The following is a 14,386-nucleotide window of genomic DNA, read 5'->3' as shown; positions in this document are numbered from 1 at the left end:
GGTTCCGGGCTCGGCGACAGGACCACCCCTGGATGCGAAACTTTCGAAGACGACGGCATCCCCCGACGGGATCCGTCGGTCAGCCGGCGGACCCGGCTCGGGTCGTCTGCTGGTCGGCCAGCACGCGCTGGGTGCGGAAGTTCTCGCGGTAGGCGTCGTGCACCGCCGCGTCGTCGTACTTGAGAAGCGCCTCGTCGTTCGTCGTCAACGCGCTCTTCGTGTACGGGTGGCTGCCGGTGAAGACGAGCTTCTGGTCGGGCTTGCCCAGGTACGTCCCGTCGATCAGGAGGTATTTGGAGTGCGTGGCCATCGCGTTCCGCGTGTTCGGGTCACCGTCGCCGTCATCGGCGTCGTCCAGGCGGTGCAGGGAGATCCCGCCGAACCTGGTCGGCCTGGAGAGCTGGTCGGCGATCGCCGTGCCGGCCCCCGCGACGTCGAGGTAGCGGTGGACGATGTCGACGTAGCAGCCCGCGTCGTCGAGCTCCCACAGCTTCTTGGCGACCTCGGGCCGGGTGATCTGGTGCATGGCGACCCGGATGACGGTGCGGCCGTCCTCGGTGCCGTGGCCCGGGGAGTTCCCGTAGCAGGCGGGCTGCCCGTTGACCGGGTCGTCGACGGTGTTGAGAATGTTGAGGATCGGGTCGGAGGCGGCCCGGGGGAAGAAGTACGCCTTCGCGCTGCCCGCCGGATACTCCGTCGGGTAGTCGGCCACCTGCGCCTTCGTCCCGGCCTGGGCACTGGCGAGGTCGTCGAAGTAGCCGGTGTACGCGGCGTACAGCGCGGTGTTGCCCGCCACGGTCAGCGCGTCGTTGAAGGCGTGCTGACGGTCCCACGGAGTCTGGTTGGCGGACGTCTGCACGACCACGTCGTCGACCGGGACCGTGCCCGCGCTGCTGCCGGTGGTGCGCGAGAAGAGCACGAACTTGTTGTGGTTGACGCCGTGGAAGGAGTCGGCCGGGTTGGGGTCCTTGGCGAGGCACGCCTGGTTCTCCGCGCAGACCCGCACCCATGAAGTGCCGGACCCCGCCACGGGCTTGAGGCCTTCGACCAGCTTCGGATACGTGACCTTGCCCGCCCAGTGCAGCAGGCTCTCGTTGTCCAGGACGACCCGGACGTTCACCCCGCGCCGGTGTGCGGCGGTCAGCCGGGCGGCGAGATAGTCCGAGCCGAGCACGTACATCGACATCTTGATGTCCGAGCCCCTCGGGGCCCCGTCGACGAGCCGGGCTATGTGGCCGAACACCGCGTCCTGGGCGGCCGTGTCCCCCGTCGGGTCGTTGAACACCGCACCGGTGGTGACGAGCGGCGCCGGGTCGGCGCCGGCGGAGGTGGGAGCGCCCACGACCAGGGCGGACGTCCCCAGCACCAGGGCGAGCAGAGATCGGGTCTTCTTCATGCCGCACACCTTATGCAGGATCACCAACTCGCCGGACGCGACGATGGGGAGCAGCCCTTGCCGGGTCCACTGGCCTCCTGTCCAGAGCGGGGCGAGCATGGCCAGGCGGTCCGCTCCGGGCGCGGCGCTCCGGCGGGACTGCTCGGGTGCGGGGTTGCGCTCATATGGCCCTGAATTGGGGGCAGTTGATGTCCATGAACTTTCCCAAACCGGTCAAGTTGGCGCTCCTGCTCCTCCTGGCGTTCGTGCTGGAGGTGCTCTATCTGCACTTCCGTTCCGACAAGGGGTGGGGCGGCTCCCTGCTCATCGGCGTGATCCTGGCCCCCTTCGTGGTGGCCCTGTGGAAGTTCCGGGACTGGTACACGAGCCGCGCCCGGAGGGCCGGCCGGAACTGGCGTGAGGCCCGCGAGGAGCGCAAGCGGGCGCGGGGCGTGTGAGTACGGGCCGGTAGTCGGCCGGGTGGCCCGGTGAGCCCGTCGGCCCGCGCTGCGGATCAGCGGTCACCGCTTACGGCTCACGGCTCACCCGCGACTTCCCGGGCGGCGGCGAGCCGGTGCTGCAGCTCGATGTGCCGGAACTGGTAGACGGCGCCGACCCGTCGGAGCACGCCCCGGTCGTGGGCGTCGGCGAGGAACGCCATGAGGTCGTACGGCAGTCCGGGGCGCAGGGCCAGATACCCGCGGGCAACGGTGTAGTGGCCCCAGGCGGACTGCCGGATCCCGATGGCCAGGCCGGTCAGTACGGCCGGGATGAGCCCGACGACGAACCCCCACACGGGGCCGCCGGCCGCCTCGGCTCCCCACACGCGTGTCGAGCCCGTCAGCACGGCACACCAGCTCTGGACCCCGATGCTCGTGGCGCCGACCACCGTCGCGGTCAGGACGCAGGTGACCAGGGTGCGGCGGTCGTTGGCGAGCAGGACGCGGGCGTCGACCGAGGTGCCCAGGTCGACCGGGACGGCACGCAGGCCGTGCACGAGTACGCAGGCCACGCCGAACACCGCGCCCGTCTGCACGGCCGCCCAGAACGCCGCGTGCGGATCGGGCGGGGCGATGTACTGAACGCCGTCGCCGCCCGACATGACGTCCGAGAGCAGGCCCTCCAGCAGGATGCTGCCGCCGATGAGGAGACCGGCCTGGAGTCCGCGGCCGAGGCTCTGCCCGCTCCAGTGCCGGCGCACCCGGGCGGCCGGACAGGCGAGCTCGGTGCGGCCGCCGTCCGTGTCGACCGCGGCCGCCGCCACACCGTAGAGGAGGGCGTGGACCGTGCCGCAGCCGTTGCCGAAGGCCCCGGCGTAACAGACGGCGCCCACGAGCGCGGTCGCCAGGGCCCGTCGGTCCCAGTCGGCGGGCCGTCGTAAGCGCGACAGACCGCCGAAGGCGACACCGGAGATGATCACCCCGGCCAGGGCCAGGGTGGCTCCGTCGGCCAGGCGGTTGAGCACGAGCTCGGCGGTGACGGCCGGGGCGGCGGCGAGGACGCACAGCACCATGGCGGTGAGGGCTGCCGCGAGACCGCTCGCCAGACCGCCGCAGATCCCGGCCGCCATGACCCCCAGACCTCCCCGCTGGTCCCAGCTCACCGGTGCGCCGTCCGGGGTGAAGTGGTGGGTCAGTTCCATGCCGGTGCCCTCCAGCAGCCAGGCCACCGTGCCCAGCAGCACCCCGGCCAGTACGGGCGGCAGCGCGGTGGGAGCGGCGTGCCGCAGCTTCCACCAGGCGAGTTCGGCGGTTCCGTCGCGTCCGCGCTCCATGTACCGGGCGAGGTGGCGCAGGGCGGGGCGGGCCCGGTCCGCGCTCCACCGGGCGGGGCGGCGGGTGTGGGGCCGGTACGCGGCGTCGACGAAGGCGTCGAGGAGGTGGTGCTCCACGGCCGTCCGGGACTCCAGCCGCAGCAGCTCGCCGGGGTCCGGCAGCCGCTCGTGCCGCTCCCCGGGGCGGGGGTTGTAGACGAAGCGCGCGAGGGACACCATCAACGGGCTGGTCAGGGCCCGCGCCACGGGCGTGGAGTCACCCGGCCGCCCGGTCACCGCGCTCCAGCGCTCGGCGGCCGGGGTACGCGGTCCACCGGAATCGTGGCGCAGGTAGTCCGCGACCTCCTCCGCGCGCAGCGGCTGGAGGTGGATGCCGGCCAGTTCCGCGAGCCGGGCGGGGACCGCGCCGCACGGCCGCAAGGCGGCCCGGTACTCGGCGGGACGGCTCGACAGGACCAGGCCGCAGCCGTACGGCAGGGCCTCGCTGATCCGGTGCAGGGCCAACGCTCCCGCTTCGGGCGGCAGTTCGTCGAACCCGTCGAGCACCGGCAGGACAAGGCGCCGCTCCAGCAGCAGGTCGGCCAGGGTGACCTCCCCGTACGCGTCGGCCGCGCGAGCGCCCAGCTCCGGGTGGTCCTGCACGAGCCGGCGCCCCATCCACGTACGCAGGTCCAGCGCCGCCGGATCCCAGGAGGCCAGCGGGAACAGCACCGGCACCGGGTCGTCGGCCTGCCGTCGTTCGATCAGCGCCAGCACCAGCCGCACCAGCAGCAGGGTCTTGCCCGACCCCGGCTCGCCGAGGACCAGCAGCCGCCGGGACGGGACGCGCCGCGTGAAGACGTCGGCGATCTCGTCGTCCCTCCCGACGAGCACTTCGGAGTCCGAGGCATCGGCCAGATCCGCGTCGGCACCGCGCCAGGCGACGGGCAGCGGGTACGGGTCGGCCAGGCTCCGTATCGCCGCCTCGGCCTCCCACTGCCGCCGCACGGCGTCGGCGAGCCGCCCGGCGACCTCGGCGTCGCCACACGCCACGACCGCCTCGGCCCGGTCGGCCCGGTAGGCGCTCCAGGCCAGATAGGCGCCGGCCCAGGTCGGCAACAGCGCCACGAGCACGGACGCCGGGTCCTCCATCCGCGGGGCGACCAGAAGCGCTCCCCCGGTGCCCACGGCCAGCAGGGTCAGGTACACGATCCCGGTGCGCCGCACGCGCGCTCCGGGGACGAAGCCACTCATGCGACGAAGGGTGGCCTACCGGGGTGGTGGAAGACGTCGGGTCGGCGCGTCCACCACACCAGGGGGTGAACGACGCGGCGCACGGGGAAGCGGCCGCTGCGCCGCTCTCGGTCCGTTCCGGCCCGAACCTCCTTCCTGCGTCGTCACAAGGCTGCCACCGGGCTCCCGAACCAGTGCGCCAGAGCCTCTCGCAACTCGTGTGCCGCCGCCTCCACCGGCGTGGACATCGCGCCGATCCACGCCGCGTGCCCATCGGGACGGACGAGGACCGCCTGGGCGTGCTCCAGTCCCCGCGGGCGGGTACGGGCGGTGGTGACCCGGTCCGCCCAGGGGCGGGCGGCGGCGGAGAGGGCGTGTACGGCTGACGTACCGCCGAGCAGCAGGGCGCCCCCGGCTGTACGGGTCAGCAGCGCCATGAGGCTGTCCTCGCCGTCGGAGCCCAGCGGGATGTCCGGCACGAACCGTCCTGTCCAGGGGTGCCGGGGATCTCCGGTGGCGGGGTAACGGGTGCCGACAGCGGTGATCGTTTCGGCCAACGGCCCGGCCGTGTCCTCGGACTCGGCCAGCTCGGAGAGCAGCTCGCGGACCGGCTCCAGACGGTCGTCTCGGCCATCCGCTTCGGCGAGCACCGTCTGCGCGCGGGTGTTGCGGAGCAGGCGGGCACCGGCCGTGTGGCGTTCGTCGTGATAGGTGTCGAGCAGGGTGTCCGGCGCCTGCCCGCGTGCCACCAGGGCGAGCTTCCAGCCGAGGTTGACGGCGTCGTCGATCGCCGCGTTGACGCCGATGGCGCCGGCCGGAGGGTGGATGTGGGCGGCGTCCCCGGCGAGGAGTACCCGGCCCGCCCGGAACCGGTCGGCGAGCCGTGCCGCGTCCCCGAACCGGGTCAGCCACAGGGCCTCGGCGATCTCGGCCCGGTGGCCCAACGCGGCGTCGATCGCGCGCTGGAAGGTGCCGAGCGGTACCGGCTCGTGCGGGTCCGCGGGCGGTGCCGGGTCGGCGGTGACCAGACGGACGTAGCCGGGACGCGGGATCGCGAAGACCGAGCGTCCCTCGGGGCCCGCGTTGGGGCCGAACGAGACGGTGGACGGGTCGGCGAGCAGCACGTCGCCGAGCAGGGTGAACTTCCGTGCGGGCGTTCCCCGAAAGCCGATCCCGGCCGCCTTCCGTACCGTACTGCGGCCGCCGTCGCACCCGACCAGCCAGCGGCAGCGCAGCGTGGACGGGCCGTCCGCGCCGTCCGCCTCGACCGTCACGCCGTCACCGTCCGACCGCAGCCCGGTGAGCCGCCGGCCGCGTACGATACGCGCTCCCGATTCCACGGCCCACTCGGCGAGCAGCTCCTCGACTCGGGTCTGGGGGATGCCGAGGACGTAGGGGTGCCGCGTGCGCATGGCGGCGAGGTCGAGGCGGGAAGCACCGACGAACATGGTCGTGGACACGGCCGGCCCCTCGGCGAGGAAGCGGGCGGCAAGACCCCGGCGGTCGAGCAGGTCCAGGCTCCGGGCGTTGAGGTTGAACCCCCGGCAGAAGCGCGGCGGTTCGGGATCCCGCTCCAGGACCAGCGCCCGGACCCCGGCGCGTCCCAGCTCCCCGGCGAGTGTCAGCCCGGCGGGTCCCGCGCCGACTATCACCACGTCCACGTCGACACCGTCGGCCGCGCCCTCTCCCTCTCTCACTCCCCCGCCCTTCGCCACGGCGTCACTCATCGTCCGTCAACCTCCGGCCACGTCAGGGTCCCGCGCTCGATCTCGTCGGCGGTGCTTTCCACCCAGGCCAGCTCGGCGTCCGCCATGGCGGCGGCGTATTCGGCCTCGATGACGAACAGGCGCGGCGCGTGGTGGTCCTCGCGGGCCGCGCGGTAGGCCTCGGCGCCCTCCGCGATCCGCGCCCGCAGTGCGGCGGCCCGCGCCCGTAGCGCCCCGGCGGCGCGGACGCGGCCCAGCGCTCCGAGGTACCCGACGGCGGAGAGGAAGCGCGGATACTCGGGCGAGGGCTCGCGGATCAGCTCGTCGAGCCACTCGGTGAAGCCGCGCCGCCCCGCGGGGGTGTGGCGGTAGACGGTGCGGGCCGGGCGGTTGCCGACCTGCTCGGTGCCGTCCGCCTCGATCCACCCGTCCCGCGTGAGCGCGCGGACGGTGTCGTACAGCGATCCGGTCGTCAGCTTGAACGCGCGCTCCATACCGCGCTCGCGGAGCGCGCGGGCCATGGCATGAGGGTGCATCGGCTGCTCCAGGAGCAGGCCGAGTACGGCGAGAGCGAGCGTGTTGGCGGGGCGTTTCGGGGGTTTCTGCCCTTCGGCGGGAGCGGGCGGGTGGCGGGTGCTCATGGGGGGCTCCAGTTGCGTCGGCGGCTTCGGCCGCGATACCAGGGTACTAGGAACAGACTACTCGGATCCGAGTAAGTCTAGGCCCCAATGGCGCGACGCCGCCCGAGCGTTCCGGTCCGTACGGCCGAGCGATGCGTTCACTCGATCGTGAGTTCCTCCGGTTTCACGGCCCGGACGACGCGATCATCTGGGGGGCGGCGCGTGAACCATGCCGTTCGAATATGCCGCGGACTGGTGCTGGGGAGACGGTATGTCGCACGAAACGCAACGGCGCGAGGGCCTGGACGGCCAAGCGGTCCTGCTGGCGGCCGGGTTGGCCGATCTGGCGGTGAGCACGCTGGGCACGGCCCTGGGGACGGTCCGGGGGCTGCTGCGCCGCTCGGACGCCGCCGAGGTGGCGGCGGAAGCCGAGCACGACCTGGTCGCACGGGGACGTCTGGTGCTGGACCGGTACGCGTCCGTGCCACCCGCCCATCTGGAGATCCTGGCCCGCCACGTCCTGGCCGGTAAGGGCGTCGATGACGTCTGACCAGTGGGGTCCGGCGACGTTCAAGGCCCGCGTCGACGAGGTACTGCACCACTTCGTCGCGCAGGAGGCCGACGACTTCACGGCCATCGACCCGGCTCTCGCGCCGGTGGCCCAGCAGGTGGAGGCAGCGGTCGCGGAGGGCAAACGGCTACGGGCGGCGTTCTGCTACTGGGGCTGGCGCGCTGTGGGGCAGCCGGACAGCGACGCGCTGGTGCGGGCCGCGGCCTCCATGGAGCTGGTGCACGCCGCCGCGGTCGTGCACGACGACCTCATCGACGACAGCCCGCTGCGGCACGGGCGCCCCACGGCGCACACCGCCCTGCGCGACGCCGTGGCGCGGCGCCCGGACGCGGATGCCACCGCGCGGTCGCTGGCCATGCTGGTCGGGGACCTGCTGATGTCCCTGGCGGGGCAGCTCTTCGCCACCTGCGGCCTGCCCGCCGCGTATCTCGCCCGGGCCCGTCCGCTGTGGTCGGTGATGGCCCGGGAGCTGATCGCGGGCGAGTGCCTGGAGCTGCTGCGTACCGGGGAGCCTCCGGACACCGCGGTGTCGCTGAAGGTAATCCGCTACAAGACCGCCAAGTACACCGTCGAGCAGCCCCTGTTGATCGGCGGCGCCCTGGCCGGGGCGGGCACCAGGCTGCGCGAGGGCTACTCCACGTACGGGCTGCCCCTGGGCGAGGCGTTCCAGCTCCGGGACGACCTGCTCGGTCTGTTCGGCGACCCGGAACGCACCGGCAAGGCCAACATCGACGACGTGCGCGGCCGGCGCCCCACGGCTTTGCTGGCGGAGACCTGGCGCCTCGCCGACGAGGGCGAACGAGACGTGCTGTGCGCCCTGTTGGGCCGACCCGACCTGGGCGGACAGGATCTGGACGCGGTCCGTGAGGTCATGCGCCGCCTGGGGGCCCCGGAGCAGATCGAGAACATGATCGGCGCACGCGTCGAGGAGGCTCTCGACGCCCTCCACGAGCTGGACGTACCGGCGCACGCCGTCACCGCCCTCACCGCCCTGGCGCATTCGGCGGCCGTCCGACTGTCCTGAACGCCCGGTCCGCGCGTCCCACGGCACTCCCGGCGCCCCGCCACCTGTCCTTGCGAGTCCGGCACGCCCCTCCCGTCCCTCGTCGACGCCCCTCCTGGAAGAAGGAACACCGCCATGACGTACACCGAGGCATCCATGTCCGCCCTCCGGCAAGCGGGCGACGAGCTGGCGGACGCCACCGTCGCGACGCTTTTCGAGCGCGGGGAGGTGGGCAAGTTCAACGCCCTGATGCGGTACGTCTCCACCGTCGGCGCCCCCCTGCCCGAGGGTCTGCCCGACGTCGCGCGCGCATATCTGGAGGCCACGCGAACGGTGCCGACGTGGGTCGACTGGGGCGAGATGGAGAAGGCCCGGCTGTTCTTCATCGACAACAACGTGCACATCTCCACCGCGCTGTCCTTCGCCTCCATGCCCGCGTGCTATCTCGTACCGCGCGTGGCGAAGCTGCTGTCGACCACGCACGGGCTAAAGTACCCGTCCAAACGGATGGCGGAGACCGGGCAGTTCACCGTCTACCTGATGCAGCCCGACGCCTTCGAGGCCGGCAGCCGGTTCATCCCCGCCGCCCAGAAGGTCCGCCTCCTGCACGCCTCCATCCGCCACCACCTGGCCCGCGAGAACCTCTGGGACACCGACACCTACGGGACGCCCATCTGCCAGGAGGACATGATCGGCGGGCAGATGTTCTTCTCCCTGCTCGTCCTGGACAGCCTGCACCGCCTCGGCATCCACATGTCGGCGGAAGGGGCGGAAGCGTACTACTACGCCTGGCGCGTCGTCGGTGCCATGCTCGGCGTCGACCAGGACGCCGTGCCCAAGACCCTCGACGAGGCGCGCCGGTTCCTCGACCTGTACATGGTCCAGCACATGGGGCCCTCACCGGAGGGCACGCTCCTGACCCGCCAGCTCATCGACCTCTACGAGGAGGTCGTGCCCGGCACCCTCTTCGACCCGATCGTCTCGGCCCTCATCCGCCACCTCGTCGGCGACACCTGCGCCGACTGGCTCCAGGTGCCCCGTACTCGGTGGGACACCCTCGTGAAGGCCGTGCCCCACCTTCTCGGCGTCCTGGAGACCATCGAGGACCGCTCGCCGCTCGGCGCCTGGGCCCTGGACCGCCTCGGCCACCTCACCTCGGTCCTCGAGCTGTCCTCCCTCACGCGTGGACGCGTGATGCACTACGCCATCCCGGACACGTTGAAGAAGGACTACGACATTCCCAGCACGGCGCCCCGCAACCAGCGTTGGACACCACCGGCCGCCACGGTCTCCTGACGCCGGTTGCGCGGAGGAGACCGGCTGCTTCGAGCCGCGCGGCGGCCACTGGGCACCCGGCTGCCCGGGCGGGTCCGGGCAGTGTCAGGCGGCGAGGAGGGAGTCGTCGGTGGGACGGGCTCCGGGGAGTCGGTGGCGGGCGGCGATGAGGGCGGCGTCGATGTCGCGGGTGCCGGTCGCGATGCACAGGGTGTAAGCGACGTCGTTCATCCGCTGGCGCGCCGCCTCCGTACCGCTGTCGGCGTGCAGGGCTCGCAGCGTCAGGTACTGCTCGACCAGGTTGTTCAGTACGGCCGGGTGCGCCATGAGCATGGGAAGTGCCTCCTCGTCGCTGCTACGTGGGCTGTACAAGCACCACCCTTTTGCCCGCACTCCCGCCCCTCATTCCCCTTCCGTACCAAAGAGATCGCGCGCGGGCCCTCGTACGCCTGGTCTACGCGACGGGCGTGGCCAGGGACAGGTCCACCGTGACCGGGCCTTCGCCCCCGTGGTGGGTGGCCGACGACGCCAGGGGCTCGTGACCGGCGGCCGTCGCGGCCAGGACGTAGGGGCCGCCCTGCGGGACGGCCACCGCGTACCGGCCGCTCTCATCGGTGCGGGCGGTGCCCGCCTGGCGGCCGTGGCGGTCGATCAGGGTGACCTTGGCGTGGGCGACGGGCGCCCCGCCCGCGCCGACGACGCGGCCGTGGAAGGCGGCCGGCGCCTCGGTGGCCCGTTCGAGCGCCGCGTCCTCCTCGCTGCTGGCCCGCAGCTGGGGCTTGGCGGCGGGCCGCCCCTTGGGCAGGAAGACGGCGAACACCAGACCGCCCACGACCGCGGCCGTCGCGATCAGGAAGGACACGCGGAAGCCGTGCATGGTCGGCAGGGCGACCGGGCCGAAGTCCCGCGACGTGTTGGCGAGGACCATGCCGATGACGGCGCTCGACACCGACGTACCGATCGAGCGCATCAGGGTGTTGAGGCCATTGGCCGCGCCCGTCTCGGACGGGTCCACCGCACCGACGATGAGCGCGGGCAGCGAGGAGTAGGCGAGGCCGATGCCCGCGCCCACGACGACCGCGATGACGATGGTCTGCCAGGCCGCGCTCATCAGGCCGAGCCCCGCCCCGTACCCGACCGCGATGATCAGCATGCCGAGGATGAGAGTGGTCTTGGGGCCGTACTTGGCCGACAGACGGGCGTAGACCGGCGCGGTCAGCATCATCGTCAGGCCGAGCGGCGCCACGCACAGACCGGCGACGACCATCGACTGGCCGAGGCCGTAGCCGGTGGCCGACGGCAGTTGGAGGAGTTGCGGCAGTACGAGCGAGATGGCGTAGAAGGCGACGCCGACCATCATGGACGCGAGGTTGGTGAGCAGCACCTCGCGCCGGGCGGTGGTGCGCAGGTTCACCAGGGGCGCCTTGACGCGCAGTTCCATCACGCCCCACAGGACGAGGACCACGACCGCCGCGCCGAGCAGGCCGAGCGTGGTGGCCGATCCCCAGCCCCAGTCGCTGCCCTTGGTGATCGGGAGCAGCAGCAGGATCAGCCCCGCGGAGAGGCCGAGCGCGCCGAACACGTCGAAGGTGCCCTCCGCCCTGACCTGGCTCTCGGGGACGACGAGGAGGGTGAGCACGATGGCCACCACACCGAGGCCGGCGGAGCCGAAGAACAGGGCGTGCCAGTTCGTGTGCTGGGCGACCAGGGCCGCGAGCGGCAGCGCGAGTCCGCCGCCGACGCCGATGGAGGAGCTCATGAGGGCCATCGCCGAGCCGAGCTTCTCGCGGGGCAGCTCGTCGCGCATCAGGCCGATGCCGAGCGGGATGGCGCCCATGGCGAAGCCCTGGAGGGCGCGGCCGACGATCATCACGAGGAGTTCGCTGGTGAAACCGGCGATCAGCGAACCGACGACCATGATGGCGAGGCTGGTCAGGAGCATGCGGCGCTTGCCGTACAGATCGCCGAGCCGGCCCATGATCGGGGTGGCCACGGCGCCGGCGAGCAGGGTCGAGGTCATGACCCAGGTGGCGTTGGAGGGGGAGGTGCTGAGCAGCTCCGGCAGGTCCTTGATGACCGGCACGAGCAGCGTCTGCATCACCGCGACCGTGATGCCGGCGAAAGCGAGTACGGGGACGACACCGCGTATGCCGCGCGGCGCGGCCTGCTGGTCGGTCGTCGGCTGGGGCATGCGGGGGCCTCCGGAGGCGGGACGAGGTCGGCGGCGGCACCCGGGCCGGGTACGTGTCACTCAAACCTGTTTCCCGAGGCGACTATTCCGATGAGCCCCGGGGAAATCCGCCGGAGCCCGAATCTTGACCCGGTTGGGAGACGCTTGACCTGTTCATTGCCTGATTACCGTGATCGACGCACCGCGGCGGCCGTACGGCGGGAGAGCGCGGTGGAGAGGAGGCCCAGGGCTCCGCCCGCCGCCAGCAGGACCAGGCCGCGCAGCCACACCCCGCTGTCGATCTGCGTGGCCAGCAGGACGCAGGAGAGCGCTCCCAGGACGGGGATCGCGGCCGGGGCGCGGAAGTGGTCCGGGTTGCCCGACCGGTCGCGGCGGCGCAGGACCAGGACCGCGGTGTTGACCGTGAAGAACACGACCAGCAGCAGGAGGACCAGGGTCGCGGCCAGGGACTCGATGTCGCCCGTGAGCGCGAGGAGCAGGGACAGCGCCGTCGTGGTGGCGATGGCGGCCCACGGCGTGCGGCGCCGGGGCAGTACCCGGGTGAGGAACGCCGGCAGCAGTCGTTCCCGTGCCATGCCGAAGGCCAGGCGGGAGCACATGATGCCGGTGAGCAGCGCTCCGTTGGCGACCGCGACCAGGGCGATGGCCGAGAACAGCCACTCGGGTACGGCGCCGGCCGCGCGCACGACTTCCAGGAGCGGGCCGTCGGAGCCCGCCAGAACGCTGGTGGGTACGGCGGCGGAGGCCGCCGCGCCGACCGCGGCGTACACGAATCCGGCCGTGCCGAGGGCGCCGAAGAGGGCGCGCGGATAGGCGCGGCGGGCGTCGCGGGTCTCCTCGGCGACGTTCACGGACGTCTCGAATCCCACGAAGGAGTAGTAGGCGAGCACCGCCCCGCTGAGCGCGGCGGACACCGGACCGCTCCCGGGTGTGCCGAGCTGCACCAGCCGTCCCGGGTCCCCCTCGCCGCGGACGACGACGAGCCACACGCCCAGCCCGATGACGAGAAGCAGACCGCTGGCCTCGATGACCGTGGCGACCACGTTGGCCCGGGTGGACTCGCTGATGCCCCGCGCGTTGAGCAGGGCGAGGGCCGCCAGGAACAGGACGGCGACCAGCGCCACGGGCAGGTTCACGAAGGCGGTGAGGTAGGTGCCGCCGAAGCCTCGCGCCAGCGCGGCGACCGAGACGATCCCGGCTGCCAGCATGCAGTACCCGGTGAAGAAGCCGACGAACGGACCGTACGCGAGCGTGGCGTAGTACGAGGCGCCACCCGCTCGGGGGTATCGCGTGGCCAGCTCGGCGTAGGAGGCCGCCGTCAGCAGCGCGAGGCAGAGGGCCACGGCCAGCGGGACCCACACCGCGCCGCCGGACTCCGCGGCCACCTGCCCGATGAGCACATAGACACCCGCTCCCAGGACGTCGCCCAGGATGAAGAAGTACAGCAGGCGTGTGCCGAGGACCCGCTTGAGGGGGGCTTCGGTCGCGTCGGCCGACGGTTGCTCTGTCTGCGTGGTCACGTCTGTGCACGGGCTTTCTGCTGGCGGCGGGAGGGCCCGGGGGCCGGTCGTGAGCCCGGGCGGCACCGCGCGTCACGGCGGGCCGGGGCTGCCTTGCCGTATGACCGCGAAGGTCCGCGGGCAAACCCGGCCAGTGGTCCCGCGGGTTTGCGCGGCCGGACGCGCTCCCCCGCGCCGCCCCGCCTTCATATCCACCCCCGCCGAGCCGCGATCACCCCCGCCTGGAAGCGGTTGGCCGCGCCCAGCTCCTCGTGGAGGCGGCTGATCCGGCGTCGCATCGTCCGCACCGACCAGCCCAGCTGGCGGGCGATCGCCTCGTCCTTGAGGCCGCTGACCAGCAGGGTGAGCATCTGGCGGTCCTCCTCGCCGAGAGGGTCCTCGCCGGGCGCGTCCAGCGGGGTGGCCGTGCGCCAGCACAGTTCCCAGTAGTCGATCAGCCCGTCCAGGAGGGCGGAGGGGCGGATGACCACCGCGCGTACCTCGGCCGTGAAGTCGAGGGAGAGGGGCATGAGGGCGAGGCGGCGGTCCGCGATGGCCAGTTTGATGCGCAGGCCGGGCAGGACGCGGGCCTGCTCGCCATGGGTCACCAGCTCGCGGATGTCGCCCAGCACCCCGGGCCACTCCAGGGCCTCCGGGGCGTACACGGCGCGGTAGCGGACACCGCGGGTGAGCGCCGTCGCCTCCACCGGGTTGGAGGTGGTGAGTGCGTACGGCGGGCGGTCCAGCGTGATGACCTCCTCGCGCGCCTCCTGCTGGAGCTGGACGAACCAGCGGCCCAACGCCTCGCCGCCGGTGATGACTTCCACCTGTTCGGAGCCGCCCTGCTGGGCCGTGGTGAAGAGCCGGGAGAGCTCGCCCGCCGCGGCCCGTACGCCGTCGAGGTCGGCGGTACGGGAGCGGACCAGGGACTCCAGGGCCGCGCCGGGCTCGATGGCCGCGTAGCGGCGCCGGGTTCCGGCGAGCCGGCCCACCAGGCCGTGCTCGCGCAGCCGGTCGAGCGCGCGGGCCACCCGCTCGGTGGAGCAGAACAGGTCCTCGGCCAGCTCCGCGGGAGCGGCCGTGTGGCGGACCAGGATCGCTCGGTAGACGCTCTCGTCGAAGGGGTCGATCCCGGCGGCGGTCAGCTGGGGCATGATCAG

Annotated in this window: 12 protein-coding genes; 4 read left to right on the top strand and 8 right to left on the bottom strand. The window is 72.6% G+C overall.

Translation table 11 applies throughout. The annotated features are described in order from the left end of the window. Nucleotides 1-79 precede the first annotated feature (79 nt). Nucleotides 80-1,396: a phospholipase D-like domain-containing protein gene (locus AC069K_RS02480; protein WP_478611353.1), complete on the bottom strand. Its 1,317-nt coding sequence runs from the start codon at nt 1,394-1,396 to the stop codon at nt 80-82. A gap of 188 nt (nt 1,397-1,584) precedes the next feature. Between AC069K_RS02480 and AC069K_RS02475 the strand changes: the two genes are divergently transcribed. Next, the gene (locus tag AC069K_RS02475; protein WP_478611350.1) at nt 1,585-1,833 is read left to right on the top strand and encodes a hypothetical protein; all 249 of its coding nucleotides are present in this window, start codon (nt 1,585-1,587) and stop codon (nt 1,831-1,833) included. 77 nt (nt 1,834-1,910) lie between these two features. Here AC069K_RS02475 and AC069K_RS02470 read toward each other — a convergent pair whose 3' ends face one another. The 3 genes from AC069K_RS02470 to AC069K_RS02460 all read right to left on the bottom strand — a co-directional run bounded on the left by AC069K_RS02470 (nt 1,911) and on the right by AC069K_RS02460 (nt 6,708). After that, nucleotides 1,911-4,382 carry an NACHT domain-containing protein gene (locus tag AC069K_RS02470; RefSeq protein ID WP_478611347.1) on the bottom strand — a complete coding sequence of 824 codons (2,472 nt, stop codon included), beginning with the start codon at nt 4,380-4,382 and terminating at the stop codon, nt 1,911-1,913. A 143-nt stretch (nt 4,383-4,525) separates the two neighbouring features. Next, nucleotides 4,526-6,088: an FAD-dependent monooxygenase gene (locus tag AC069K_RS02465; protein WP_478611344.1), complete on the bottom strand. Its 1,563-nt coding sequence runs from the start codon at nt 6,086-6,088 to the stop codon at nt 4,526-4,528. Beyond that, nucleotides 6,085-6,708: a PadR family transcriptional regulator gene (locus AC069K_RS02460; RefSeq protein ID WP_478611341.1), complete on the bottom strand. Its 624-nt coding sequence runs from the start codon at nt 6,706-6,708 to the stop codon at nt 6,085-6,087. Before AC069K_RS02460 ends, AC069K_RS02465 begins: the two co-directional genes overlap by 4 nt. 250 nt (nt 6,709-6,958) lie before the next feature. Here AC069K_RS02460 and AC069K_RS02455 point away from each other — a divergent pair, with 250 nt between their 5' ends. From AC069K_RS02455 to AC069K_RS02445, 3 genes are all read left to right on the top strand, one after another. Continuing rightward, the gene (locus tag AC069K_RS02455) at nt 6,959-7,237 is read left to right on the top strand and encodes a polyprenyl synthetase (protein WP_358837190.1); all 279 of its coding nucleotides are present in this window, start codon (nt 6,959-6,961) and stop codon (nt 7,235-7,237) included. Continuing rightward, a complete protein-coding gene (locus tag AC069K_RS02450; protein WP_478611338.1) occupies nt 7,227-8,282 on the top strand; it encodes a polyprenyl synthetase family protein in 1,056 nt (351 codons plus the stop codon). Before AC069K_RS02455 ends, AC069K_RS02450 begins: the two co-directional genes overlap by 11 nt. A 114-nt stretch (nt 8,283-8,396) precedes the next feature. After that, nucleotides 8,397-9,557, top strand: a complete 1,161-nt coding sequence (locus tag AC069K_RS02445; protein WP_478611335.1) for an oxygenase MpaB family protein — start codon at nt 8,397-8,399, stop codon at nt 9,555-9,557. Nucleotides 9,558-9,641: 84 nt separating this feature from the next. Here the strand turns inward: AC069K_RS02445 and AC069K_RS02440 are convergent, their stop codons facing one another. From AC069K_RS02440 to AC069K_RS02425, 4 genes are all read right to left on the bottom strand, one after another. Further along, a complete protein-coding gene (locus AC069K_RS02440; protein WP_358837187.1) occupies nt 9,642-9,869 on the bottom strand; it encodes a DUF5133 domain-containing protein in 228 nt (75 codons plus the stop codon). A 121-nt stretch (nt 9,870-9,990) separates the two neighbouring features. Continuing rightward, nucleotides 9,991-11,727: an MFS transporter gene (locus AC069K_RS02435; RefSeq protein ID WP_478611332.1), complete on the bottom strand. Its 1,737-nt coding sequence runs from the start codon at nt 11,725-11,727 to the stop codon at nt 9,991-9,993. Between the two features lie 164 nt (nt 11,728-11,891). After that, nucleotides 11,892-13,247: an APC family permease gene (locus AC069K_RS02430; RefSeq protein WP_478611329.1), complete on the bottom strand. Its 1,356-nt coding sequence runs from the start codon at nt 13,245-13,247 to the stop codon at nt 11,892-11,894. 185 nt (nt 13,248-13,432) lie between these two features. Then, nucleotides 13,433-14,380, bottom strand: a complete 948-nt coding sequence (locus AC069K_RS02425) for a helix-turn-helix transcriptional regulator (RefSeq protein ID WP_358837099.1) — start codon at nt 14,378-14,380, stop codon at nt 13,433-13,435. Between the last annotated feature and the right edge of the window lie 6 nt (nt 14,381-14,386).

This window comes from Streptomyces sp. NPDC043908, from assembly GCF_056435525.1.
This window is presented reverse-complemented; position numbering and strand designations above follow the sequence as displayed.